The 24,655-nt window shown below is 41.5% G+C and carries 20 protein-coding genes, 2 tRNA genes and 1 pseudogene; 19 read left to right on the top strand and 4 right to left on the bottom strand.

What is annotated here, in order from left to right; genetic code table 11:
- Nucleotides 1-171: 171 nt before the first annotated feature.
- From DYADSP32_RS13395 to DYADSP32_RS13440, 10 genes and pseudogenes are all read left to right on the top strand, one after another.
- A pseudogene (locus DYADSP32_RS13395) lies at nucleotides 172-1,038 on the top strand (alpha-1,2-fucosyltransferase); the annotation flags it as partial.
- The gene (locus DYADSP32_RS13400) at nucleotides 1,031-1,777 is read left to right on the top strand and encodes a glycosyltransferase family A protein (RefSeq protein WP_149242261.1); all 747 of its coding nucleotides are present in this window, start codon (nucleotides 1,031-1,033) and stop codon (nucleotides 1,775-1,777) included. The pseudogene DYADSP32_RS13395 and the gene DYADSP32_RS13400, both read left to right, overlap by 8 nt.
- A 143-nt stretch (nucleotides 1,778-1,920) precedes the next feature.
- A complete protein-coding gene (locus DYADSP32_RS13405; RefSeq protein WP_149242260.1) occupies nucleotides 1,921-2,622 on the top strand; it encodes a class I SAM-dependent methyltransferase in 702 nt (233 codons plus the stop codon).
- 142 nt (nucleotides 2,623-2,764) lie between these two features.
- The gene (locus tag DYADSP32_RS13410; protein ID WP_149242259.1) at nucleotides 2,765-3,580 is read left to right on the top strand and encodes an FkbM family methyltransferase; all 816 of its coding nucleotides are present in this window, start codon (nucleotides 2,765-2,767) and stop codon (nucleotides 3,578-3,580) included.
- 434 nt (nucleotides 3,581-4,014) lie between these two features.
- Complete coding sequence (locus tag DYADSP32_RS13415; RefSeq protein ID WP_149242258.1) at nucleotides 4,015-4,863, top strand: glycosyltransferase; 849 nt, start codon at nucleotides 4,015-4,017, stop codon at nucleotides 4,861-4,863.
- Nucleotides 4,860-5,936, top strand: coding sequence for a glycosyltransferase (locus DYADSP32_RS13420; protein ID WP_149242257.1), 1,077 nt, complete (start codon nucleotides 4,860-4,862; stop codon nucleotides 5,934-5,936). The genes DYADSP32_RS13415 and DYADSP32_RS13420 overlap by 4 nt, the downstream gene beginning before the upstream one ends.
- A gap of 476 nt (nucleotides 5,937-6,412) precedes the next feature.
- Nucleotides 6,413-7,414 carry a sugar transferase gene (locus DYADSP32_RS13425; RefSeq protein ID WP_149242256.1) on the top strand — a complete coding sequence of 334 codons (1,002 nt, stop codon included), beginning with the start codon at nucleotides 6,413-6,415 and terminating at the stop codon, nucleotides 7,412-7,414.
- A gap of 33 nt (nucleotides 7,415-7,447) precedes the next feature.
- A complete protein-coding gene (locus DYADSP32_RS13430; protein WP_149242255.1) occupies nucleotides 7,448-8,872 on the top strand; it encodes a capsule assembly Wzi family protein in 1,425 nt (474 codons plus the stop codon).
- A 143-nt stretch (nucleotides 8,873-9,015) separates the two neighbouring features.
- A complete protein-coding gene (locus tag DYADSP32_RS13435; protein ID WP_414617743.1) occupies nucleotides 9,016-10,440 on the top strand; it encodes a capsule assembly Wzi family protein in 1,425 nt (474 codons plus the stop codon).
- A 99-nt stretch (nucleotides 10,441-10,539) separates the two neighbouring features.
- A complete protein-coding gene (locus DYADSP32_RS13440) occupies nucleotides 10,540-12,018 on the top strand; it encodes a capsule assembly Wzi family protein (RefSeq protein WP_149242254.1) in 1,479 nt (492 codons plus the stop codon).
- Nucleotides 12,019-12,025: 7 nt separating this feature from the next.
- Here the strand turns inward: DYADSP32_RS13440 and DYADSP32_RS13445 are convergent, their stop codons facing one another.
- Nucleotides 12,026-12,430 carry an HIT family protein gene (locus tag DYADSP32_RS13445; protein WP_149242253.1) on the bottom strand — a complete coding sequence of 135 codons (405 nt, stop codon included), beginning with the start codon at nucleotides 12,428-12,430 and terminating at the stop codon, nucleotides 12,026-12,028.
- A gap of 75 nt (nucleotides 12,431-12,505) precedes the next feature.
- Between DYADSP32_RS13445 and DYADSP32_RS13450 the strand changes: the two genes are divergently transcribed.
- Nucleotides 12,506-13,216: a DUF1080 domain-containing protein gene (locus DYADSP32_RS13450; RefSeq protein ID WP_149242252.1), complete on the top strand. Its 711-nt coding sequence runs from the start codon at nucleotides 12,506-12,508 to the stop codon at nucleotides 13,214-13,216.
- A 287-nt stretch (nucleotides 13,217-13,503) separates the two neighbouring features.
- On the opposite strand, the gene DYADSP32_RS13455 is transcribed toward DYADSP32_RS13450, so the two are convergent.
- Together DYADSP32_RS13455 and DYADSP32_RS13460 are read right to left on the bottom strand one after the other, a co-directional pair.
- Nucleotides 13,504-17,475 carry an AAA domain-containing protein gene (locus tag DYADSP32_RS13455; RefSeq protein ID WP_149242251.1) on the bottom strand — a complete coding sequence of 1,324 codons (3,972 nt, stop codon included), beginning with the start codon at nucleotides 17,473-17,475 and terminating at the stop codon, nucleotides 13,504-13,506.
- 24 nt (nucleotides 17,476-17,499) lie between these two features.
- A complete protein-coding gene (locus DYADSP32_RS13460) occupies nucleotides 17,500-18,573 on the bottom strand; it encodes a TerC/Alx family metal homeostasis membrane protein (RefSeq protein WP_149242250.1) in 1,074 nt (357 codons plus the stop codon).
- Nucleotides 18,574-18,944: 371 nt separating this feature from the next.
- On the opposite strand from DYADSP32_RS13460, the gene DYADSP32_RS13465 reads away from it, so the two are divergent.
- From DYADSP32_RS13465 to DYADSP32_RS13490, 6 genes are all read left to right on the top strand, one after another.
- Nucleotides 18,945-19,017 (top strand) — tRNA-Gly (locus DYADSP32_RS13465).
- Between the two features lie 61 nt (nucleotides 19,018-19,078).
- A tRNA-Leu gene (locus DYADSP32_RS13470) sits at nucleotides 19,079-19,164 on the top strand.
- A 147-nt stretch (nucleotides 19,165-19,311) separates the two neighbouring features.
- On the top strand, nucleotides 19,312-20,085 hold the full coding sequence (locus DYADSP32_RS13475; RefSeq protein WP_149242249.1) for a hypothetical protein: 774 nt from the start codon (nucleotides 19,312-19,314) through the stop codon (nucleotides 20,083-20,085).
- A 5-nt stretch (nucleotides 20,086-20,090) separates the two neighbouring features.
- Entirely contained in the window at nucleotides 20,091-20,927 is an 837-nt protein-coding gene (locus tag DYADSP32_RS13480; RefSeq protein ID WP_149242248.1) for an SMODS domain-containing nucleotidyltransferase, read from the top strand.
- 108 nt (nucleotides 20,928-21,035) lie between these two features.
- The gene (locus DYADSP32_RS13485) at nucleotides 21,036-21,305 is read left to right on the top strand and encodes a helix-turn-helix domain-containing protein (RefSeq protein ID WP_149242247.1); all 270 of its coding nucleotides are present in this window, start codon (nucleotides 21,036-21,038) and stop codon (nucleotides 21,303-21,305) included.
- Between the two features lie 2 nt (nucleotides 21,306-21,307).
- Nucleotides 21,308-21,577: a hypothetical protein gene (locus DYADSP32_RS13490; protein ID WP_149242246.1), complete on the top strand. Its 270-nt coding sequence runs from the start codon at nucleotides 21,308-21,310 to the stop codon at nucleotides 21,575-21,577.
- Here the strand turns inward: DYADSP32_RS13490 and DYADSP32_RS13495 are convergent, their stop codons facing one another.
- Nucleotides 21,578-22,222, bottom strand: coding sequence for a hypothetical protein (locus tag DYADSP32_RS13495; protein WP_149242245.1), 645 nt, complete (start codon nucleotides 22,220-22,222; stop codon nucleotides 21,578-21,580).
- An 86-nt stretch (nucleotides 22,223-22,308) separates the two neighbouring features.
- On the opposite strand from DYADSP32_RS13495, the gene DYADSP32_RS13500 reads away from it, so the two are divergent.
- On the top strand, nucleotides 22,309-22,977 hold the full coding sequence (locus tag DYADSP32_RS13500) for a hypothetical protein (protein WP_149242244.1): 669 nt from the start codon (nucleotides 22,309-22,311) through the stop codon (nucleotides 22,975-22,977).
- A gap of 123 nt (nucleotides 22,978-23,100) precedes the next feature.
- A complete protein-coding gene (locus DYADSP32_RS13505; protein WP_149242243.1) occupies nucleotides 23,101-24,618 on the top strand; it encodes a TraM recognition domain-containing protein in 1,518 nt (505 codons plus the stop codon).
- Nucleotides 24,619-24,655 lie beyond the last annotated feature (37 nt).

Consider the following 24,655-nt stretch of genomic DNA (forward strand, 5'->3'; position numbering starts at 1 on the left):
TTCGGAAGAAAGACTTTCCGACTGTTGATGAATCGAGTACTTTGTTTGAAAATGTGGAAATGAGCAAGGAATTGGTAAACTCGTATTTTGGTTGCGACTATGGTTGCGGCATTTTTATATTAAAAAACACGATGGAGAGTCACATCGTGTTGATATCTAAAAACTAAGGACCTAATGCTCATATTTAATATAAACGGTGGTCTCGGAAATCAGATGTTCCAATATGCATTCTGCTTGTACCTATCACTTAAGTATAAGAAGCAAATGTTTTTTGATCTAGAAGCACTTTATACGGATTCGCTCAGGAACCTTGAAATAGACAATTTCCAGATCGAAATACCAGTCGCTTCACCTTCTCAAATGAGACGATTCAAGAAAAGTAGATACGCCAGGGTCAACTATTACCTAAACCAGCTCTTTCTGAATGGCAAAAACTACTTTTATGAACCAAAAGTAACCAATACCATAATAGCCGAAGGGGAATCTTATTACTGGGGCTATTGGCAAAAACCACAAGCAGTACTGGAAATTGACAAAGAACTTAGGGAATCCTTCATTTTGAAAAATGCTCTAAGTGCGGAAGCACAGACCTTTAAGGAAAAAATTCTAAATATATCTGGTGAGTCCGTGTCGATCCACATACGGAAAGCTGACTATTTACTTCAAAAAAATAGCTACTTTTCCTCCTGTGAGCCACAATATTATTACGACGCTATCGACAACATTTGCCAGTCAAGAACCAACAAACTTCATTTTTTCATTTTTTCAGATGACTTTGCATGGGTGCAAGACAACATACACTTTCCTGAAATTGACTACACATTCGTAAATTCGAAAGTACAAAGGAGACCCTCAGAAGACTTATACCTCATGTCTATCTGCAACCATAATATCATTGCTAATAGTACTTTCAGCTGGTGGGCAGCTTATTTAAACAACTACCAGCACAAAATTGTAATTTCACCAAAATACTGGTTTAAAGATCATAAACGACAAAATATAAATCTGAAAACTTGGATAGAGCTCAAAAATGAATAACACTCAACCATTAGTGACTGTCGGAATAACAACTTACAACAATGAAAGTACCATTGAAACTTGTATTGAATCCATTTTAGATCAAACATTTCAAGATTTTGAAGTGCTTATTATCAATGATGGATCGAATGATGACACATCGGATATATTAAATACTTACGCAACGCATCCTAAAATCAATATTATAAATGATTCAGAGAATTTAGGTTCTCCGACCAGGCACAATGAGCTCGCTGAACTGGCCAACGGAAAATATTTGGCCAAAGTTGATGCGGATGACTATATGGCCAAAACAAGACTTGAAGTTCAGCTAGGTTATTTTGCTAAATCTAAGCTTCTTAAAATTATCAGCAGTTGGGCCTATTCTATCAACGAGGCGGGAAAAGTTATAGGTACTAAGAATTACAAATCCAATATATCCCCATTCAATCTTCTTTTCAAAAATCCTATTATTCATAGCACCGTAATGGCTGAGACGAAATGGTTTTTGGAAAATAAGTATGATCCCACTCTACTTAGATGTCAAGATGTGGACTTATGGGTGAGAAGTATAAAGTCTGAAAACTATCTCTTGATAGAAGATTATCTGGTTTACTATAGAGAATCAATTGATAAAGCTAAGTTAAGAAAAAGCAGAGAATACACCTTTAAAGTGATAAATAAAAACAAATCACGTTTGAATTTTTTAGAATACAGCTTTCTTAATTTTCTGTATTTTACCAAGTATATGATGAGTTAAATTTCTACTTATGTAAGGCAACTGATTATAAAATTTGACACTTGAATTGTTAAGTATGTCCCCGGCCTTTATTTAAATATGAAATCAGGAAAATATTAATAAAATTATTAAACAGTTATCAACACACCATAATAAAGTACAAAATGAGTGAATCACTATACACTGATGGGGCCTATCTAAAAAATCATCCTGACTGGCATGCTGAGGATTCTAAGTGGAAAGCAGAGAAAATCACTACGCTGCTAAACAAAAATAAGGTAAAACCAACAACAATCTGTGAAATAGGCTGCGGAGCAGGTGAAATACTTAACCGCCTTTATTCTTCCCTACCTGATAAGTGTAATTTTGTTGGCTATGATATTTCAGCGGATGCTATTGAAATGGCAACTTCGAGAGCAAAAGATCGGATTAACTTCGTACAAGGAGATCTATTAGCGACTCTGCCCCCCCGATCGTTTGATCTATTACTCATGATAGATGTATTCGAACACGTTGATGACTATCTGGGCTTTTTAAAAAAATGCAAGAACCTGGCTGAATACAAAGTATTTCATATACCGTTGGATATGACCGTCCAGAAGATCCTTAGAAAACAAGTGTTGATGGACGCGCGCCACAACGTTGGTCATCTACACTATTTTACCAGAGAAACAGCGTTGGCTACTTTACGTGACGCAGGTTATGAGATCATTGATTCCAATTTCACTCCCTGGGGATTTGAAATGCCACAAAAAAGTCTTTTAAAAAGAATATTTCGGCTGCCCTTTTGGCTGTTTTATCAGTTCAACGCAGATTTGGCAGTGAGAATCATGGGTGGAAGTTCTCTTATAGTACTCGCTAAGTAACCGACAACAAGCTTACATACAGCCATAGTAATGAATGAACATTTCAGCGAACATGCATCGCACCATCCTGTATTTAGCTAAGAAGATACCTAAACTTATAGTATTTTTAACGTAACAGTATTAAACTTTTAACAACCCCTGTATGCTTTTAAAATTTGTTTTCAGAATAGTCTCCAAATTATTCAACAACGCATTAGGCCAAAAAATTCTGGAGACTGCTGCAAAAGGTGTTCTTCGGCTCTTAGGTATTGGGAATGGTGCAGGCGTAAATATGTCGGGAGAATTAAGTGCAGTGAGGGGCGTCTTGAACCAAAATCAGAACGGGCAATATGTTATATTTGACGTAGGTGCAAATAAAGGGCAATTTCGTGAAATGGCAAATTCTTGCCTAAAGGAACAGATTTCAGAGAAAAACTTTTCCATTTACTCCTTTGAACCTTCCAAATTCACATACAGTATACTGGAAAATAATTTCAGGAATTTACAATCTCCCTTCCTGAATAATTTCGGTCTCGGCAGTTCTAATAAAAAATCAGTTCTTTTTTACGACGAAATTGGTTCCGGCCTAGCCTCACAAAGTAAACGGGACCTGGGGTTTTTAAATATTGAACTGGGTATTAAGGAAGAAATCGAAATAAGGACCCTGGATTCCTTTTGTGAGGATCATAACATCTCAACGATCAATCTGCTAAAAATAGACGTTGAGGGATACGAAATGGATGTTTTGGCTGGTGCAGAGAAAATGATAAAGGCAGGTAATATTAAATCTGTGATGTTCGAATTTGGTGGTTGTAATATTGACACCCGAACATATTTAAAAGATTTTTATAACTATTTCGCAAAGAATGGGTATCGGGTTTATCGTATAACTCCTGGCGGTTATCTTTCTCACCTCGAGAAATATAAAGAAACATATGAGCAATTTACTACTACTAATTTCTTAGCAAAAATACAATAGCATTCAATAGGTTGTTCCGTCTATCTTGTAGTCCATTTCAGGTTAGATCGAACCGAAAAACATTGAATTTGTTAGTTTTCGAATCAGTCATCATCCAAAACCAACCCACCTTATTTAAGCAGATAAGAACTCATTAGAGCGCTAGTCTCAGAGCCAAGCATTGCTTATTGTGAAATTTTTTAAACCTTGTTTAAACCTAAGCATGCCTGATACAATCTTTTGATTACACCAGGTTTACAACCAAGTTGCGGTGGATCCAATGTCATATGTAAAGGTTAATGCGCCAGATCAGTGAAAGCTGCTAAAAAAAACAGAACAGGTAATTATTGAAAACTTAATAAATTCATACCTATGGAAAAATAGACAAAAAATTACACCCGCAGTAAAGGCATTTTGCAACACCCCTAATTCTTAATATTAAAAATCATACACTAATGAAAAATGTATTGGTAACAATTGGTATGCCGGTATATAATGGAGAACGTTTTCTGGAAATGGCTATCAATTCTGTTCTTAATCAAACTTACAAAAACTTTGAATTAATCATTGCTGAAGATGGAAGCACCGATCGCACCTATGAAATTTTAAAATCTTTTAATGATGATAGAATAATTATTATTCGCGATGGCCAGAATAAAGGCGTTTCCTACAGGCTTAATCAGATAACCACTATCGCCAAAGGGGAATATTTTGCCCGGATGGACGCAGACGATGTAATGTTCCCGGAACGCATTAAAATACAAATTGATGAGTTTGACAAACAGGACATCGATGTTGTGCATTACGATGCGGTTAGCATTAATAACCATGGGAATGTCATCGGATACAAATTTTCCAAACCAGTAAAATCAAGAAACGACATCCTGGAAGGAGTATTGCCCATTAATCCCACAGTAATGGCAAAAACAAGCATTTTGAAGAATAATCCATATAAAGAACATTACAATCAAATGGAGGACTTCGAGCTCTGGTATCGAATCATAGACAAATATGTTTTCAAAAATGTAAATATACCTGTTTTGTTTTATCGGGAAGATAGCACCCCCAACTCCATAAAACACAAAAAAATAATACGAAATTATAAGTTTGTTGCCAATGAATTTAATTTTTCCTTCATGTTGAAACATTATATTATTTCGTCAGTATGGATTAAATATCTAACCTACTCGGTTTTAGAAGCGGCAGATATGGGAAAAATATTGCTAAAGAGACGATTCAGTCGACTGTCGCATAGCGACACCGAAAAGTACAATGAGATTTTAAAGTTAGTCACTAACAGATGAAAATCTTTCACGTTATTACATTGGCCGACTTAGGAGGGGCTCAATCGGTTGTTATCAACCTTGCTCAAGAGTCGATTAAGGATGGGCATCAAGTATTTGTCGTTTCCGAACAAGATGGCCCGATGTGGGATGTGTTGGATGAGCGTATTGTAAAAATCCGGATTCCCGAACTACAACGAGCCATTAGTCCCAAAAAAGAAATTATAGTCCTGCAAAAACTTAAACAGCTTTATCGCCAATTTAAGCCTGATCTGGTACATTTACATTCGTCTAAAATTGGAATTTTAGGCCGCTTGGCTTTCCCATCTAAAAAAGTGCTCTATACGGTTCACGGATTCGACTCTATTCGGCTAGCGTATAAAATATTTCTGCCCTTGGAGAAACTACTAAAAAACTGGGTAAAGTTTATAGTAGCGGTGAGTCATTATGATCTCAGGAACTTAAATGCCGAAGGTATTGACGGCAACACGGTAGTCATACACAATGGGATAGCAGACTGGCCTAACTTACAACGGGTTGGCGATCCAGATCCAACCTACTTAAGCCTAAAAAAAATAAAGGAATCCTGTTTTGTATTACTGAGTATAGCTCGTCTGAGTAAACCAAAGAGATTTGACTTATTTTGCGAACTGGCTGAGTCCTGCAAACACAAAAGGAATATTAAATTTGTGTGGATTGGTAACAGCTATACGCCATCCGATTTACCACCGAACGTTATTTGTTTTGGAGAACTTAAAAATGCACATACTTACCTTCCTTTGTGTGATGTTTTTCTTTTAGTTTCGGACTACGAAGGCATGCCAATGTCTATTTTAGAGTCATTAGCCTACGGCAAGCCTGTGGTGGCATCCAATGTTGGAGGAATTGGAGAAGCGTTAGATGGAAGCAATGGATTTGCAATAGAAAATACGGTAAGTGCCTTTAAGGAGAAAGTACTAGCCTTTGAGGACGGAACTTTGCCTTACCAGACATTCTCGAAGGCTGCCAGAAAGTCCTTCGAAGAACAATTTACCTCTGACGTAATGTATCAGCAGTACAAAGCGCTATACAAAACCTTTTCCTCGGAGTATTAACAGAAAATAGAGCGATCGGGAAAATTAGTTTATCAACGTACGAAGAGGCGTTACGGGATTCTTACCAGAAAATTAGTAATACTTGAATGGATGAAAAAACAAATATTCGTACAAGGCTCAGATTATATTTTTGATTTTCAGCCCTTGTATTCTGACACTGGCATGTCCGTTAAAGACACGTTTTTTGTATGTAGCTAGTCTCATATTTGTATTTCAGACCGAATTTCGTTTTCTGATCATTTGCCTTTACAACTATCTCTAAGTTAGGTAACTGATACCACAATAGACCAGATCAACGAATGCAGTTCAAAGCTTCGTTGATCAACGGGTTGATATAAAAAATAGAAAATACAAGTTACCAGATTCTTAGTGCTGCCGCTATGCGGTATAAACCGGATTAGAAATATTTTACAAATTAAGATTTAAGACATATCTTGCGATTCAAATACACCGCTATTCAACTTCAATAGTACGATATGAAAAAAATTTATCGAGCTGAAAGGGTCTATGTGCATCATCTGCACAGCAAAACGGCTTTGTCCAATGAGGTATTGATCATTACCAGTTATGACTACTTTCTGCAAAAATATGATATCGGGCTTCTAAAAAAACGCTATGCGCAGATCATTTTAATACCCCATTCTACAGAAGACGACTATTTGCTGAGTGCCAAGGTAAGCCCATTGCTTGACAAATTTGAAAATATCCAACTCGTTACCAATCCGCAGTACGACGACCGTAATCAGATCATTTACGAACTGATCGTTCGGAAAAACAAATCCATCCGGATCAACACTGTTTATGATTTCTGTGAAAATATCCTCCGCAAGGTTTACATTCCAGAGGATGTAAGCGAAACCAATCCTAATATTGACTCAAGTCTTAACTTTGGCCGTCGCATCAGATACCCGAAAAAGTTAATTGATATCACCATATCCACTTCCCTGTTTTTCATGAGCTTGCCGTTATGGCTGTTGAGTTACATCATGATTCGTTTCCAATCAGTTGGTGATGTATTTTTCTATCAGGAGCGCGTAGGGATGAAAAACAAAAACTTCATGTGTGTCAAATTCAGGTCGATGCGGACAGACGCTGAAAAAAATGGCGCTAGTTTTTCCAAAAAGAATGATTCCAGGATATTTCCTTTTGGAGGATTTATGAGGATGTCACGTATCGATGAACTTCCCCAGTTGATCAACATATTCAAAAGAGATATTTCCCTGATAGGCCCCAGGCCCGAGCGACCGGTTTTTACAGAAACCTTTGACGAAACTATCGCGTACTACAATGTACGACATAACATTAAACCAGGTATTACAGGTTACGCTCAAGTAATGTACACCTATGGTGCTGGCGTGCACGATGCCAGGCACAAACTCATGTATGATCTGTACTATATCAAAAAGTGGAGCATAAGACTTGAGATGGAGATCATCTTTAAGACTGTCCTGGTTATATTTGGTAGAAAGGGGCGTTAATCCTTTTCTGTTAGTTTTCAATTACAATTTATCATGAGGGGTATCAGAGTTATTATTATTTTATTCTGCCTACCTGTACTCCATAACGCCTTCGCACAAGATTCCACGCTGATCTATACTTATGATCTTCGTGGAGCGTTATCCTCCACAGCGGTGCCGTTGTGGTTACGAGCCAATCAAAACGGGGCTGTACCCAACAACGGGCCGTTCCTGTTTGGCCAGGCAGGGCTGTATCAGACCTATCACAAACACAATCCCCGTACTTTTCAATGGTCTGCCGGTATGCAGGTGGTGGCCCTTGCGGGTAAATCGAGCGATCTCTTTTTCAGCGATCTGTATGTAGCCGGCAAGGCAGGTCCTTTTGAAATTGCCATTGGGCAACGAAAAGAATTCACCAGCTTGTCCGACAGCTTGCTGACATCAGGATCCGTGGCAATGTCACAGAACTTCAGACCCTATCCGAAAATCCAACTATCTACACCCTGGTTTACCAATCTGATTCCAGGACGGGATTTCATTGCTTTCAAGTTCTCTTATTCCGACGGCCTGCTTGGACGCGCCGCTATACAATATGGAGCAGTGAATGAGGTACCCGAAACTTTTCTGCATCAAAAAACCCTGTACTTGCGACTGGGAGGATCAGCGCAAAAGCTAAATTTATACGCTGGCTTTAACCACCAGGCCATGTGGGGTGGCGAGGCTAAAATATGGGGTGGTGGCCTAAAAACGTGGGAGGCCTACAAGTATGTGGTAATAGGAAAACCATGGTTTGGTAGCCGGGTAGGCAACCATTTTGGCACAATAGATTTGGCAGGAGAATGGAAAGGCAGCAACTGGCAGCTGTTTGCTTACAGACAAAACATTTATGAAGATGGTTCGCTGGCCGAACTTTCCAACATTGTGGATGGCCTTAACGGATTTCGAATAAAACGCGCAAAAAAAGTGAGCTCAGCCACGCTCTTCACTGTGAATACAATATTGGTTGAATATCTGTATACAAAAAGTCAGGGAGGCCCTATATTCGATTTCAATGCGGGTATCTTTGGAGCCGATAACTATTTCAACCATTATGTATATCGAGATGGCTGGTCGTACAGAGGGCACTCCCTGGGAACACCGCTGATTGGCCCCAAAGGGTCTAACAGAGCAGAACTTCCTTCCCTGGAATCATCATTCACCAACAACAATCGAATTTCAGCTGTTCACTTAGGCATAGAGGCGGCATGGAAAGAAATGGCATTTACGGCCAAGGGTACTTTTTCAAACAATTTTGGGATTTACCGGACGCCATTTTCCCCACCCGTAAAACAGGTAAGCCTATTCATTCACGCAGAAAGGCAAGTAACTCTGATGAAGGGTAGCACAGTTACCCTGAGTATCGCTACAGATATAGGAAGGTTGTACCCTAACAGTACCGCCCTGATGTTTGGCTGGAAAAAAACCGGCTATCTGAAATAATTCTAGAATATTGTATATCTATGGGTACAAAAAAAGAGTACACGACACTTCATAACACGATTTTTTGAGGTTATTTGCTTGATAACACAATTACGGGATTAAATTTGTACAATATGGTCAGTTAAATATCAAAATGAATTATTTTGAGACAATTAGGTCTTTCCCTGTTCTTCCTTTTTAGAATTTTTACATGTGAGGCGCAGGATTCAACATTACGTTATGATGTAACATTAGCTGTTTCCGGCTCCACGGGTAAAACACCTTTTTGGGGCTATGCCAACCAACACGGAACTGTTCCGGACAATGGAAATTTTGTTTTAGGTCAATGGCAAATTTCTAAATCCTACAATATCCATGACCCAAGACTGTTGCAATGGCGCGCAGGAGCGGAGCTCATCACGTCGTACGGCAATAAAGAGAACGTCTTTTTTACGGATTTGTACGCCGCAGTCAAACTGGGCCCGGTGGAGCTGATGGCCGGGCAGAACAAAAATCTTTCAGGCCTGACTGATACGACATTATCCTCCGGATCTTTGTCCATTTCAGGAAACGCACGACCCATCCCACGCGTTCAGCTCGCTCTTCCCGAATTTTATCCACTAAATTTTACCGGCGGGTACGTTTCTATCAAGGCATCGTATTCAGATGGCGTGTTGCGCAAAACGGATTTGCTTCTTGGCGACGTTCGTTATAGGCCTCTGACCTACCTTCATCAAAAGAGTTTGTACTTTCGACTTGGCCGTCCGGACCAGCGGTTCGCCTTTTATACAGGATTGAACCACCAGGTGATATGGGGAGGAGAAGACCATATTTGGCCCACTTATGAACTAAAGAAATCCGATGCTTACTGGCATGCGATAACAGGCATTGGAATAGATAACAAGAAAATAGGCCTTCATCTTGGAACCCTTGACCTAGGAGCCGAGTGGAAAGGCTTAAACTGGTCGTATTTGCTATATCGTCAGAATATTTATGAAACTGGATCTTTATACGGCATCAGCAATTTCAGGGATGGACTGTCCGGAATAAGAATGACCCGCAGTAGTGCTCTTCCCAATGGTTCCACTTACCTGGCCATTCACTCACTAGTTGTCGAGGTCATTGGTACTAAAAACCAGCTGAATCGTTCTCCCGCGTACGGGCTTTCCATCTATGAAAATGCCAACTATTACAACAGCTTCCTCTACAGGGGTGGATGGTCGAATCGGGGATTGGGCATGGGTAGTCCTCTTGCTGCTCCTCAGGGTTTAATCAACAAAGAGCTACCCGGCAATACATCGCAGTTTACCAGTAACAATCGATTTTGGGCTTTTCACGCTGCCGTATCAGCAACATGGCTTGGCGCAAAATTCACTTTAAAAAGTACTTATTCACTTAATTATGGTGCGTTACTTACACCTTTCGACCGTACCCAACAGCAGGTGTCCGTTTACCTTTCTGCAGCCAGAAAAATGCCATTCTTCCGTGGCGTGGATTTAACTGCAGCTGTTTCAACAGATTATGGGAACCTCTACCCCCATACAACTGCATTATTGGCTGGTATTCGAAAAACCGGTTTTCTAAAATAAAAACAGAGCCCCTTTGTGTTCCTTATGGAATATGAATACCAGAAAGATATTTATACTTTTGTCCACGCTATCACACCACACACCATAGAAATTTACCTGATGAGGACACTCCCTTTATTTTTAGTTTTAATTATTGCTCTAAGTGTAAAGCCCTATGTATCTTATTCTCAGAACGAGTCCAAGGATTCCATAGCGAACTATGCTGAGCTGGCATGGTTTGGCGGTTCTACGGAACGGACGGCATTCTGGCTTCAATCCAACCAGTTTGGATTGGTACCTAAGACCAGCCCAACCGGCACGGTTCGTATAGGTATTGAACAGTATTTTAACCTGACAGCCAAGGAAAGCACACCGTGGAAAGTAGGTTTTGGAGCTGAGGCCGTTGGAAATTTCTCTGAGAATAGAAAGTTTCTGTTTCCACAGCTACATGCTACGCTGAGGTATAAAAACTGGGAGTTATTTGTAGGAAGAAAAAAACAATGGGTCGGCTTGGCAGACTCCACCCTGGGAACCGGTTCTTATCCATGGTCAACCAATGCGATGCCAATCCCTAGAATCCAGATAGGCACCAGAAATTTTGTATCAGTTCCCTTTACAAAAGGATGGGTATCGTTCAACGCCTTCTATTCTGATGGAATTATGGATAGAAACAGACCCATAACAAGTGAACTAAAACTTCATCAAAAGGGATTTTACCTGCGTATCGGTCGTCAGGCCTCCATTCTAAAACTTTACGGCGGATTTAATCATCAAGTGCAATGGGGCGGAAAATCCCCCTATTTCACTGGCCCGGATGGAAATCTACCAGACGGATTTAAGAGCTACCTCAACGTTGTGACCGGTAAGCAGGGTATAAAAGTAGAAGGTTTCGACTTTTTTGATTCCTCAAACAGGATCGGGAACCATCTGGGCAGTATCGATTTGGCTGCGGAAATTGAAACTTTCGGTTCAAGTATCTTTATTTACAGGCAGACTCTTTTCGAAGACGGCTCTTTGTTTTACCTGAAAGGATTGAAGGATGGGTTGAACGGGATAAGCGTACGTGGTAAAAATTCATACATGTCCGATTTCGAAATCACCGAAGGTGTCTTTGAGTTTCTTTACACAAAAGATCAAGGAGGAGATGATTTTGTACTAACTGATGGGAAAAAAAGAGGTCGAGACAATTATTTTAATAATCAGCAAATCAGGGATGGTTGGAGCTACTTTGACAGAACAATAGGTTCACCCTTTATTCCTCCAACATCGGATACAAAATGGAACTGGCCTGTCAACGGCGACAATTTTACCAGCAATAACAGAATCATGGTCTTTCATATTGGCCTGAAAGGAACATTTTTGCAAAATTTTATATGGTCGACTAAATTATCCTTCTCTAACAACGGCGGGTCTTATGCTGTACCATTCGACTCTAATCCAACTCAATTCTCCGGTCTAGTAGACATTCAAAGCCGAATCAACTTTCTCGGAGGGGCTATTGTAAAAGCCTCCTTTGCTGCTGACGCCGGAGATCTTTACCCAAGGAATTTTGGTTTTTCTCTTGGATTAAAAAAGGATGGCATTTTGTTCATAAGATAATCAACGCTTAATAAATCGAATCGGAAAGAGCATTCCTTACTTGTTTCGCCAACCCAGCCAGCTCCTCCTGTGTCATCTTCATCTTCTTACTAAAATCAGCGTCTGACATGCTGTTCAACGGAATGAGATGCACATGGGCATGTGGCACTTCCAGGCCGATTACACTCACGCCAATCCGCAGACAAGGCACCGCTGCTTTCAAAGCGGGTGCTATCTTTTTAGCAAATAGAAAAAGCCTGGAGTAGAGATCATCATCCAAATCGAACAAATAATCGATCTGCTTTTTCGGTATCACCAGCGTGTGCCCCTTCGCAATCGGAAATGCATCCAGAAAAGCCAGAAAATCTTCATCCTCTGCAATTTTATGACAGGGAATTTCGCCGCGTACTATTTTCGAAAATATGGAATCCATGGGATTTTTGATTGAATAAGTAATTCTAAGCTCAAAAGTACTTAATATTGTGATCCAACTTTTAACAAAAGAAATATGAAGATTACACAATGGCAGGGATTTGGCAAAGCGGCCCTGATAGCTCTGTTTTCGTTGTCTTTGGCTAGCAATGACGCCAGTGCACAAGGTAAAGGAAAATGGGAAAAACTATTTAATGGCAAGGATTTCAGTGGCTGGCACAGCTGGCAGTCGGATAAGGTTCTGCCTCAGTGGAAAATCGAAGAGGGTGCCCTTGTACTTGCCGAAAAAGGTGGAAAAGATCTGGTGACTGATAAAGAATATGGAGATTTTGAACTTGAACTGGAATGGAAAATCAGTGAAGGGGGTAATAGTGGCATCATTTACCATGTAATAGAAGATAAAAAATATTGCTGCCCGTACTCGACTGGCCCGGAAATTCAGGTTCTGGATGATGTAAATCACCGGGATGCAAAGGCAGGTAAAAACGGGAACCACAAAGCGGGTTCTCTGTATGATCTGCTACCTGCCAATGACTTTACAGCAGTAAAACCAGCCGGATCGTGGAACAAGGCGAAAATCGTCATTAAGGGAGGCAGAGGCCAAAGCTGGCTGAACGGGAAAAAAATAGTGGATTTTCCTACGCAGGGACCGGAATGGGATAAGTTGGTTGCCGACAGCAAGTTCAAAACCTGGGAGGGATTTGGCAGCTTTCAAAAAGGCAAAATTGCTTTGCAGGATCACGGAAATAAAGTGTCCTACCGCAACATCAGAATTCGCGAGCTCTGATTATTGATTAAAATACTTTTCTAAGCTTGCCGAACCACATAGTTACATTGCGTTATCGCTTGTGTGCCTATGTGGTTTATTTTTTATTAAACACATAGGCACAAAGAAAACATAGAGGCGCTATACTCCTATGTGCCCTATCTGCCTATGTGTTTCAAGAATATTGTCTGACACATATGTTTGAAATACATAGTTATTTTTACTGCTCAAATAAAAATCAACATATAAGGCTCACAGGTTACGTAGCTAAGCGGGATCGTCTGTGTTCACCGCGATTTGAGGTTCACTTATTCCAGGACCTTTAAGCTACCGTTCCAGTATTGCCGGCTATAGACCCTCACAAATGGCCAGTTCATGAGTTTTAGGCGCAGAGGCAAGTAGGCATGCGGCTCTTTTGACGATTGGCTTCGATGGTATATATCATCATCCGTGAGAAGTAATCCCCTATATTCCCCATCCTGTTTTTCTGTGAGGTCACCGAAAGGCAGTTCCTTGTGATACGTGGGATTCACCCTCATTATACGGTCTTTCAATAGCCAATCACTGCGAAACGAAGACGCTTCTATCGGCTTGGGCCGGTAATGACCACCAGAGACTTCAAGGGCATATTGCATGTATGCTTTCAGGAGTTTGGGGCCTTCATGGGCGGCTTGATCCGTCGCGAGTTGGGATGGGTGTAAGCTTGTTACCAGGTATATTTTTTCTCGTGCCCGGGTAATAGCCACATTGAGCCTGTTCTCACCTCCCTGCATATTCAGGCTACCGAACTGCATGGACAATTTCCCTTTGCTGTCCTGTGCATACCCAACCGTAAAAATGATGATGTCACGTTCATCTCCCTGTACATTCTCGATATTTTTCACAAAGAGCTCTTTAACCAAAATGCGCTCTTTTTCAACATTTTCCTGAATAACTTGCTGTTGATAAAAATTGAAGCTCACAACCCCAACGCTTCTATCTTTACCTTCAAGGCTTCGTAATATTTCCAGCACTTTCTGCACCTCCACCATATTCACGTGATCTTCCCAAATTCCGTTTACCTGCATGTACTCAATGCCAGGCGCAGCGGAGTTGATCTGCCTGAAGTCGGGTAACAGCCGAAGTGAATTTTTATAAAAATGTTGGTTGGAAAAATCAATAAGATCCAGCGAAAGACTTCGGTAATGCCCTGAAAGTTGATATTGATCCAACGTCTGCGCTGATAGGTCGAGCAACGATTCCACTTCCAGTGCGACGGGTATCTCTTCCTCCTGGCTTTTCTCATCATATCGAACCCTGTAAAGATCATTGGGCGGAAGTTGTTTGCTATCTCCGCTTACTACCACTTGTTTACCTCTGAAGGCCGTTGGCAAGCCATATTCGGCATAACACTGCGATGCCTCGTCAAAAATGACCAGATCAAATAAGCCCGCTTCCATGGGAAATATGGCAGATGCGGCCTCCGGCGAGGTCATCCAGCATGGAACAAGGTAAAAAATCTCCTCTTTGTGGTGTTCAAGCAGCTTACGGATGGGCCAAATTTTTCGTTTTTTGGAGACCTGGTGGCTTAGCTCCCGATAGGTAACCCGATTCCCAAGCCTATTCCTTTCAACGTCCTCGTATGTCTTTTCCCGGAGGTTGATATTCACGATCTCAGCACTCAATTTTTGTTTGCTGACAACGCTTTCCTGCAATTCATCCTCCCACTGGCCTATTTTCAAAGATGTAACTGCCCTTAGATCCGGAAATTTACTTTCGATGTGGTTCAACCACTCAAGTCTTAGACTGTTATCAAAAAGAGAAACCATGTGATCGCCATCCAATTCACCTGTATTCCGGCATTTTTCTATAATACGTTCTGTCACATTTTGCTCGGTGTCCGACATATTGCCCCACAGCTGATCCATGTCCACAATGGAATCAAAATCTTTCCTTATTGTATTCAGCAACGTGGTACTATCGCGTTCCGGCTCCAAAATAAGGTTTTCAATTTGCTCCATTGTCAGGAAAGGGCTCATGGCTGTTTGCATGCGATCCCAGGATTTCATCCAGGCGATTACACCCGTAATCCTGCTCTTGAAGCTGGCTATATCCTCTGAAACAGTCACAAATGTGCTTATCACTTCTCTCCAATGGGGAAAGTTCATGCTCGCCAAAGCATCAGCCGCCTTTTCAGCGCTTTGAAAAAACCCCGTGAATTGCTGCCCTGTTTCTTTAGTCGGATCTAAATATTTAGCCCGGAACCCTAAAGCAGGATTAGTAAGCCACAACTCCAACTCTGCACGGTTGCGAACGCGCACTTCCAATTTTGCCAGATCCTCCGTCGAAGTGGTGAGCTGATTCCGCGAGGCAACCTCTTCGATCACCTTTTTATCTGCCCCAAACAGGTTCCACCAAACGCCCGAGACCGTGGATCGTTTGGCATCAAGCGCATCTTTTAACCGGATACGGAAGTCGGTGAGTTGCGTTGCTTTTAAACTGAATTCAATACCGTGCTCAGTTATAAAACCATCTAAAGTATCAGCCGTTTGCCGTATAAACGCCAGTCTTTCATACGCAGGCGATTCAGAAGCCAGGTAATCTTTCAAAAGAAGAAAGGTACTGTCATCCGAAATTTGCACCAAAATGTCATCCAATCTTTCCACCGCCTCTGCGCGGCTTGAATAGAATGGGATTGAGAAAGGCAAACCCGTCATTTGTTCAAAACGCTCGGCCTGCTTCCTAAATGCATCCGGCCAGTCGAGCAACATCTTTTCTATCACCCGTAAATCGTTGAGCCCGAATGTTGCAAAATTTCTTCGATTACGCCATGGATGATTCGCATCAATGAGCATCGAATATTTACCAAAAATTTTAAGCTTCCGCTTGTAATCATCACAACCATCAGGCCTGAAAAACCGGTAGTGTTCAAGCGCGATGCTCGGAGATTCCTGGCTGCAGGTAAGGTATAGCTCCTTTACCGAAATGCCACATTCGCTGTCATCGAATAAGGCACTTCTAAAATCATTCAAGGCTTGTAAGGTTTGGTCAATCTGCCGGCTTTCCTGCTTAAACTGTCTCTCTAAAAAAACGGCATCAAGACCATAATTCTGCTTTCTATATGCTTCAACCTGTTCGATTTGACTGGCAAACTGGCTATAAAGTGCGGTGCGATCGTTCTTGAAATCGTGAATGAGCGCTACAAACGGATTCATTCCGATGGTTTCGAGCCGACGGTAAACAACATCCAGCGCAGCCCGCTTCTGGCAAACCAGCAGCACCCTTTTCCCCTGAGCCGCAAAACCCGCCATTAAATTACAGATGAGTTGGGATTTGCCGCTACCGGGAGGTCCCTGAACGACGACGGATTTGCCCCTCTGCACCGCATGAATAATTTCTTCCTGCGACTCGTCAATGGAGAATGGTGTCAACACCTCCTCTTCTTTAAGTGGGGTATTTTTGGCAGGCACCCGGGTACGGGTAAGCCCGGCATCCTCTGGAATTAAAAGGGGCATTTGAAAAGGTTCTTCGTCATACCTACTCAAGAGTTGGTTGTAATCCGGAACCAGGTACGATCCCGCCTGGGGGAAAATCCCCAGAACGGCCTCAGGAAAAAGCTTCAGCTCTCCATTTTTCTCCATTCGATCCAAATCCGAACCTTTCTGAATGTCAAAGGTGCTGAGCTTGTCTACAAAGAGCTCCTGGTTGAAATTGATGCGAAATGGCGTTTCTTTTAACCATTCATAAAGGGAAGTTCTGAATTCCAGTGCATCAGCTGGAAAGTCCTCAAATGATTTTTCCAAAACGTCATCGGCAACCAAAACCTCATTGAAATGTGCGTAGGCAAGCGCAAAACTTCGATTCAAAATCACCGTCGGTTCATCCCGGTTCAGCAAACACCATTGCTCCCGGTCTGCCTGCAAGGTAACCGGAAAGAAAAGTAAAGGCGCGTGGATTGGGGTTCCGTCTGCCAGTTTCCCCCGTACAAATGGATAACCAACATAGAGATCCCGGGAGCCTCGTTCCTCCTCTATGAAATGCGCTGTCCTTGCTATTTTTCTAAGTTTTTTACTTATTTCATTTACTTTCTCGTAGCGAGGATCCTGCACGTCGCAAAGTGCAATACGACTTTTTTTTTCAATCAATTGCTGAACAAAGTGGAAGGACGACTTCCCTAAAAGAAAATCCAGCTCATGAATGTCCAGAAACTGTTCGGCTGGCAGGCTTGCCAGCAATAAAGATTTATTTCTTGTACTGAGGTTTGTAAGACGCCTTAGAAAAGCTTTAAGGATACGGTTCATAGAGAATTAAACGCTCCCGGTCAGCTAGGTATTGGATAGGTGCTTGGCTTCCTCGTCCTTCTTTTCCGGAAAAACAACCGACGCAAGTATGCTCACCGCCAATATGCCGAGAATAACGTACAGCGAATACACCGTCTCAAATCCGATGGATGTAAGATAGGTGTGTGCCAACATTTTCCCTCCGATAAAAACAAGCAGAACGCCAAGGCCGTATTTGAGAAAGCGGAAAAGCCCCATAATATTGCTCAGGAAAAAGAACATGGACCGTAATCCCATGATGGCAAAAATATTGGAGAAAAAGACCACATAGGGATCCTTTGTTACAGAAAACACCGCTGGAACTGAATCCACAGCAAAAATCAGATCGGTGAATTCGATAATGAGCACGACAATAAACAACGGCGTAACCAGCCATTTTCCTTTCTTGAGAACAAAAAAATGCTCTCTTACATAACGTGGAAAAACGGGCAGGTACTTGGATGCAAAACGTACCACAGGATGTTTTGCAGGATCTATCTTTTCATCCCCGCCAGCCTCAAAGAAAATTTTACCACCCTGATAAACCAGCAGTACCCCAAACAGATAGATGATCCATTCAAAACGCTGCATCAATGCCGAACCTAGGAAAATAAAGACAAATCGCATGAGAATGGCTCCCAACACGCCCCACAAAAGAACCTTTTTAAAGTACTTAGGCCGAACCCCGAAAGAGGAGAATATGAGTATAATGACAAAAATATTGTCAACCGAGAGCGCATATTCCAGGAGATAACCGGTAATAAATTCCAGCGACATGTTCTCCCGGTAAATCATTAAATTCCGCTCAAAGTCGCCAGAGACAAATTTGAGATGAGGGGCATATTTATTCTTTATATCCTCTAAGCCGGCCTGATCCGTTACGCCATGAATCAGATCGCCGTGGGTATTGATAATAACGTAAAAAACCAGCGCCAGCGCGATCCATGCGACCGTCCACCCTGCTGCTTCCCCAAACTTTACGATATGATCCTTTTTATTGAACAGGCCCAGATCCAGTAAAAGCATTAAGCCAATCACTAGGATAAAGCCTCCGAAAAACAATACTTCGTTAGAAAACATGAAAAATTTTTATTTTAAAAGGGAACAGCTTCTGACAACCCATAGGCCGCTTTTATAGAGCAAGCACCTATGAGTATATTTCAATTTTTAAATCCGCACAAAGGTAATGAAAATTTGGAGCAGGGAAGGGAATTGGTATAGGCGGGACAAAGTATAATTAATAAACTGCATTTTTAATGAAATATGGACTCCCCTTGCCAATCTCCTACGAGGTCCCAGGCCGGAACTCAAAAAAAATACAGACCTAAGTACTTTGATTTACAATTTATTACTGATCATCCATATATTTTTCAATAAATATTTACGCCAAAAGCTTGCGTACAATAGTCTGTGTGCCTACATTTGCACCACCATAATTCAAAAGGGGTTATGCGAAAGTAGCTCAGCTGGTAGAGCGCGACCTTGCCAAGGTCGAGGTCGCGGGTTCGAACCCCGTCTTTCGCTCAGAGAAAAAAAGCACCGGAGACGGTGCTTTTTTTCTCACTAGTGCCGAAAACCGGCTCATGCCGGGGTGGTGGAACTGGTAGACACGCAGGACTTAAAATCCTGTGAGCCGAAACGCTCGTACGGGTTCGATTCCCGTCCCCGGTACTGATTATCAAGAGGTTACACAATTCAATGTGTGACCTCTTTTCCGTTGGTACAACATAGGTACAACACTTATCGTTTCCGTAAATGCTCCCTTCAAAATTGTATTTAAACTAAAAAAAATATATCTTCAAATTTTATGACGATAGTATGGATCCCTACAAAAGAATTGATCAATTTGACTTTTGGAAAAATTTAATATTAATTATTTCAACAATAATTACATTTACCCTTAATCTTAATGATCAATATCATTTACTTAACTCAGCCTGGTTGACCAAAGGCACCGTTAAATTGATCACTGGATTTAATGCAGTTCTGGTTATTACATTCATAATCATTGAAATAGCGTCAATATTTATCTTTCAAAAAGCAGAAGGAAGCAGAATCATCAAGTTTATAGACAATTCTTTTAATTCTAATTTTTCTGGCTCAGCGACCCCTCAAGTTGGCTTTTTTAATCAAGACAACATCAATCCTGGACTTTATAAGATGTGCATAAACTGTTTTGAGAGCACATTGTTTAGTACAACCATTGCTAAGGAAATGACACGTGGCAAATATATTAAAGCTATCATAGTGCTTTTGATATTTGTCTTCACTGCGTCCATGGGTGACGGCACTACGTTCAGATACCTAACGGAAGCTATTCTTCCATTAGCTTTAATTCAGGATGCAATACGCTTTTCAATTTACTTATCTAGGCTTGAAACCGTACACGCAAGTTTCACATCTTTTTTCACTACAATCAATGGGAATAGTTCTGCGTTCGGACAAAGGATTAGTGAAGCGCTAAAGTTGATTATTACCTATGAAACTACACTAGCTTGGTCATCCATAAAATTGGATAGTAAGATTTACAATAAGCACAACGCCATGCTATCCAATGAGTGGACCTTATTAAAACAGCGATACAACATCTAAAATTTATGGGCGCAAATAGCTACTTACAATCTCTATCGAGCGAACTGATTATTACCCGTGATGAGCGTGGAATAATTGATCAACATATAACGACTCTTGAATCGCGACTGAATGTATATTTTAATTCTGGTCAAATAAAAGAAAAGTTTCCCTTTGGTTCCTTCACCAGAAAAACGCTAATGCCGAGAAAGGCAGACGGGCGATCTGATGCAGATTATATGGTGGTTTTTACACCATCAAAACCTTCTGCGAGCTTTTATGGAGGAGATCCAAGCTATTACGAACCCGAGACTTATTTAACTTGGCTGCGATCTTTTGTGAATTACAGATACTCAACTTCTGAAATTTACACATCAAGTCCAACCATTGTTCTTGAGTTGTCCAATTTCAAAATTGAATTAGTTCCTGCTAAAAAGGACATTTTTGGGACTTATTCCATACCATCATCCAATGATTATTTTACTCGATGGATAACAACTACACCCAATCAATTCAATGAAAAAGTAAGAAACAAAAATACTACTGAAAAATCACAAATTCGACCGCTCATTCGTTTGATGAAGTATTGGAATGCACAACATGGGTACGTTTTTTCGTCATATTTTTTAGAACAGCTAATCGTAGATACAAGTTATTTCAACTGTAATACAATCTGGGAGTATCTTCGAAGGTTCGTTGATAATATTGTTACGATTAATTTAAGTAACGTGAACAAGCAAAAAGTTGAAAGATTGAAAGAGGCTTGCAATCAGGCATATCTGACTGAAAATATTTCTTGGCTGTCTGGCAGTCAAAATGGCGAAGAATATATAAAAAAAGAGTTTCCAGCCTTCAAACGGTAAAATCATTCTCCTTATTCCGATTTACTCGATGTACTGGTGACAAGGATTAGGGAAACAGTTGCCATGCAATAAACCCGATATCTATTAGTCAATCAAAACAGTTTACAAATGCAAGTTATTTGCCTTGAAGAAGTTGCATTTTACGCTTTGGTGGAACAGGTGGTCTCTAGGCTACGGGAAACTAATTCTAGCAAAAAGGATAAATGGGTATCTGATCAAGAAGCAATGACTCTTCTGAATATCAAATCAAAAACGACGCTACAAAAACTTCGCGACGAAGGGAAAATTCGATTTTCACAACCCCAAAAAAAAATTATCCTCTATGACCGGGATTCCATTGAAACTTACTTAAGCAAAAATGCCCGTAACACTTTTTAGAGATGGACGAAAACGACACGATAGACCCTGACTACCAAAAGGGCTTCAACGAAGGATATGTTTTTGCCAAATATCTGCCTGAACTCTCTGAACAACTTTCTAAAACAGAACTGAAATCAAGCAGAGGCATTGGCTTTCTTGACGGACGTAAAGAATTTATTTCAGAACAGGTTAAGGATAAATTCCCAGACTGGTTAAAAGGCAATAGAACAAATTCAGACAAAACGTCTCCTGGGAAAGACAGAGGCCGCTCTATTGAACCCGACAAATAATTATTCCTTGTCCGGCTCTTTTCCTTTGTTTATTATTGGCTGTTTCTCCATGACCTGCTGTGTCTTCTCTGTGTATTTTGTGTAACCCAGCGTATGGTTGAATCGTGCCGACATAGACATTTCGGTTTGCTGTTTCTCTTCGACTTTTTCAGGCTTTAGATTATCCTGTGTCTTTTCTGATTTTTTTTGATCGCTCAACAGTTTTCGCATAAAATCTTGCGAATGCTGCGGGTCTTTGTCCATGCCCCTCGCCACTTCCAGTTCTTTTGTGGATTTGTCTTTGAAGGGATTGGGATGAAGAACTTCGACTGCTGCTTGTTTCACCTGTCCTGATGTTTGCGCATCAACATCATTTTGCTTCATGTCGTGGTCGATACGTTTCATCAGGTCTGTTTCGATCTGTTTTTTCTGTTTTTCCAAATCTTCCCTATTTTCACGCTTTGCCCAGGCATTCTCTGCCCTTGCCGCACCCGGCGGGTTGAATTGCAAGCGGTGCCGCGTCTGCTGGATGTCTTCGCTGGGAATATTCTTGATCCGTTCATCCAGTTCCTTTGATTGCCTGGCCGCCTCATCGGCCATCTCTTTCATATATTCATAGCCTTCGGGAAACTGGTATTCCGCGTCTTTTTTGTCGTCCTGAGCCATAGTCAGAAGGGTTTTTATTGACAGATAAATTTCAATATGCTAATATACTCAAGTATTTAATTGTCTGGTAATCATAGGAGGCGGCAATGGAATGGCGAGATAAAGTGATCAAAGAAGTCTTTAACGGTGACGTCCCACGTTTTGAACAGGCGTATCAAACCATGGCTGACGAAGCCCGGTCGAAAGCCGTGTCCTGGGAGGATCTAAGCCTGTCGGCCACGGTGCTACCGGATCTGGTGCAAAAGGGAAAAACTGCCATTGAATATTATCTGGGCTATCTGCCCGACGAAAGTGTCACTATCCGTTTTGAACCGTTTTTGCGCAGTCTCATCCAGCAAAAAGATGCGGGCATTATCCCCTACCGCGAATACACCAAACTAGCCGAAGAACATATCCGGCTTATCCGTAATGAAGATGTAAAGCATAATCTGATGGATGATTACGATCAGGAATTGTATGAAAGCTACCATTCCGGCTATGTACCTTTTGGTGCCGCAGCCAAACAGCGTATCATCGATATGCTGGGTTATGCCCCGGAACTGAAACATTCACTGGTGGCCGAAATGTGGGTGCGCACCATTCTGGCGAGTGACACAATAAAACTGCCCGATGAAATGAGCCCAATTGATTATAAGGCTTTGACGTTGATCCGCTACCGTGAGATCCTTCTCTCCAAAGGCAAATTAGCTGCAGACTTCTGGCCGTTACTGAATTGTGATCCGCTGGTAAGAGCTTCATACTATGGCGATTCATAAGATGAAATTTTTATTTCTTATTTGGCCAACTATTGAGTAAACGGTATTGCATTTTGTTTTTGATCAAGAAATATTTGCATTAATAATTTGACCCTCTATCAGTTACATTAAAATACAACCCTCATGGAATCGTTCGATCTGGATCAACCGATCATCGAGCTAGTATCCGCCACGGGAAAAAATTACTGGACGATCCGCCATGCCGTTGAAGGTGTGCAGATATTCGGCGGAATCGGTTCAGGAAAGACTTCCGGCTCCGGCAGAATGCTCGCATTGAAATATTTGAAAGCAGGCTTTGGCGGTCTTGTGCTCACCGTAAAGCCAGACGAGAAAAAAGCATGGCAGGACTACTGCCAGATCACAGGCAGAACCAACGATCTGATTATTCTGGAACCCGGCGGCAAGCACAGCTTTAATTTCCTACAATATGAATCTGCCCGAGGTGGCAGCCAAGGCGCTATCACGGAAAATATTGTTGATGTGCTCAAAACCGTGATCCGTGCCGGTGAAGAAAAAAGCTCCGGCAAGTCCGATGACCCTTTCTGGGAAACAGCACTGGATATGCTCATTTTTAATGTCATAGACCTTTGTAAACTGGCATACGGTAACATTTCTGTGCAGGAAATGTATAACATTGTTCAGACCATTCCCAAAGGTGAAGAAAACATCGCAGCAAAATCAGAAGACGATGGAATCAAACCGTTTCAAAAAGCTTTTGAAGCTGCAAGACAGAACGTAACGAAACAGATTGATGACTGGTTTGAAAGCCTGTCGGTTAACGAGCGCACCCGTTTGCAGCAAAGCGAAACTTTTGAAGTTGAACTGATTGACGCGGTGCCAGACGCAAGGCTGCTCAAATTTCTTGATCAGTTCTTTTTTGACAATTTTATTGGCCTCAGCGAAAAGACCCGTTCCATTATCGATTTTACGTTCTCAGGATTTTTGTTTCGACTGCTGCGGGAACCTGTCTATTCCCTTTTTTGCAGGCACCCGTTGTCTACGGTTACGCCGGAAGACAGTCTTCGCGGGAAAATCATTCTGATTAACCTTCCCGTCAAACTGTTTCACAAAGTTGGCCGGGATTGCCAGATCCTTTTCAAATACATCTGGCAACGTGCCATGGAGCAAAGACAGATCAATGATTATTCCCGTCCCATGTTTCTATGGGCAGATGAAGCCCAGAATTTTTTGCACGAGCACGACGCCGACTATCAGGCGACGGCCAGAAGCAGCAGGATATCTACTGTTTATATTTCGCAGAACCTGCCCAATTATTATGCGTCCATGGGTGGCAAGCAGGGTGAATACAAGGTCAAGAGTTTCCTGGGAACATTGGGTACAAAGATATTTCATGCCAATGCGGATATGGAAACCAACCGATATTCATCCGAATTGATTGGGGATGCCTTCTTTGAAGAGCAATCTGATAGTGTTACCTATGCCCGACAGTTTTCACAGTCAAAATCACGGTCGCTGAAAATTGACCGAATAGTACGCCCGGAAGAATTTGCCCGGTTGCGTACAGGTGGTCCCAACAATAAATTTTGGGTCGAAGGCTACCTCCATCGGCAAGGTGACGTTGTGGCCAAGGACCAGAATTACATCAAAATGCTCTTTAACCAGAATTACAAGCCTCAATAATTAAAATAATTTATTTCACCTTCTCTCCCATCATAAA

It is taken from the genome of Dyadobacter sp. 32 (assembly GCF_902506755.1).
Taxonomy (GTDB): domain Bacteria; phylum Bacteroidota; class Bacteroidia; order Cytophagales; family Spirosomataceae; genus Dyadobacter.

Coding starts and splice junctions, on each gene's coding strand:
- DYADSP32_RS13400 (WP_149242261.1), top strand. CDS start 1,031: ATGAATAACACTCAACCATTAGTGACTGTCGGAATAACAACTTACAAC.
- DYADSP32_RS13405 (WP_149242260.1), top strand. CDS start 1,921: ATGAGTGAATCACTATACACTGATGGGGCCTATCTAAAAAATCATCCT.
- DYADSP32_RS13410 (WP_149242259.1), top strand. CDS start 2,765: ATGCTTTTAAAATTTGTTTTCAGAATAGTCTCCAAATTATTCAACAAC.
- DYADSP32_RS13415 (WP_149242258.1), top strand. CDS start 4,015: ATGAAAAATGTATTGGTAACAATTGGTATGCCGGTATATAATGGAGAA.
- DYADSP32_RS13420 (WP_149242257.1), top strand. CDS start 4,860: ATGAAAATCTTTCACGTTATTACATTGGCCGACTTAGGAGGGGCTCAA.
- DYADSP32_RS13425 (WP_149242256.1), top strand. CDS start 6,413: ATGAAAAAAATTTATCGAGCTGAAAGGGTCTATGTGCATCATCTGCAC.
- DYADSP32_RS13430 (WP_149242255.1), top strand. CDS start 7,448: ATGAGGGGTATCAGAGTTATTATTATTTTATTCTGCCTACCTGTACTC.
- DYADSP32_RS13440 (WP_149242254.1), top strand. CDS start 10,540: ATGAGGACACTCCCTTTATTTTTAGTTTTAATTATTGCTCTAAGTGTA.
- DYADSP32_RS13445 (WP_149242253.1), bottom strand. CDS start 12,430: ATGGATTCCATATTTTCGAAAATAGTACGCGGCGAAATTCCCTGTCAT.
- DYADSP32_RS13450 (WP_149242252.1), top strand. CDS start 12,506: ATGAAGATTACACAATGGCAGGGATTTGGCAAAGCGGCCCTGATAGCT.
- DYADSP32_RS13455 (WP_149242251.1), bottom strand. CDS start 17,475: ATGAACCGTATCCTTAAAGCTTTTCTAAGGCGTCTTACAAACCTCAGT.
- DYADSP32_RS13460 (WP_149242250.1), bottom strand. CDS start 18,573: ATGTTTTCTAACGAAGTATTGTTTTTCGGAGGCTTTATCCTAGTGATT.
- DYADSP32_RS13475 (WP_149242249.1), top strand. CDS start 19,312: ATGGATCCCTACAAAAGAATTGATCAATTTGACTTTTGGAAAAATTTA.
- DYADSP32_RS13480 (WP_149242248.1), top strand. CDS start 20,091: ATGGGCGCAAATAGCTACTTACAATCTCTATCGAGCGAACTGATTATT.
- DYADSP32_RS13485 (WP_149242247.1), top strand. CDS start 21,036: ATGCAAGTTATTTGCCTTGAAGAAGTTGCATTTTACGCTTTGGTGGAA.
- DYADSP32_RS13490 (WP_149242246.1), top strand. CDS start 21,308: ATGGACGAAAACGACACGATAGACCCTGACTACCAAAAGGGCTTCAAC.
- DYADSP32_RS13495 (WP_149242245.1), bottom strand. CDS start 22,222: ATGGCTCAGGACGACAAAAAAGACGCGGAATACCAGTTTCCCGAAGGC.
- DYADSP32_RS13500 (WP_149242244.1), top strand. CDS start 22,309: ATGGAATGGCGAGATAAAGTGATCAAAGAAGTCTTTAACGGTGACGTC.
- DYADSP32_RS13505 (WP_149242243.1), top strand. CDS start 23,101: ATGGAATCGTTCGATCTGGATCAACCGATCATCGAGCTAGTATCCGCC.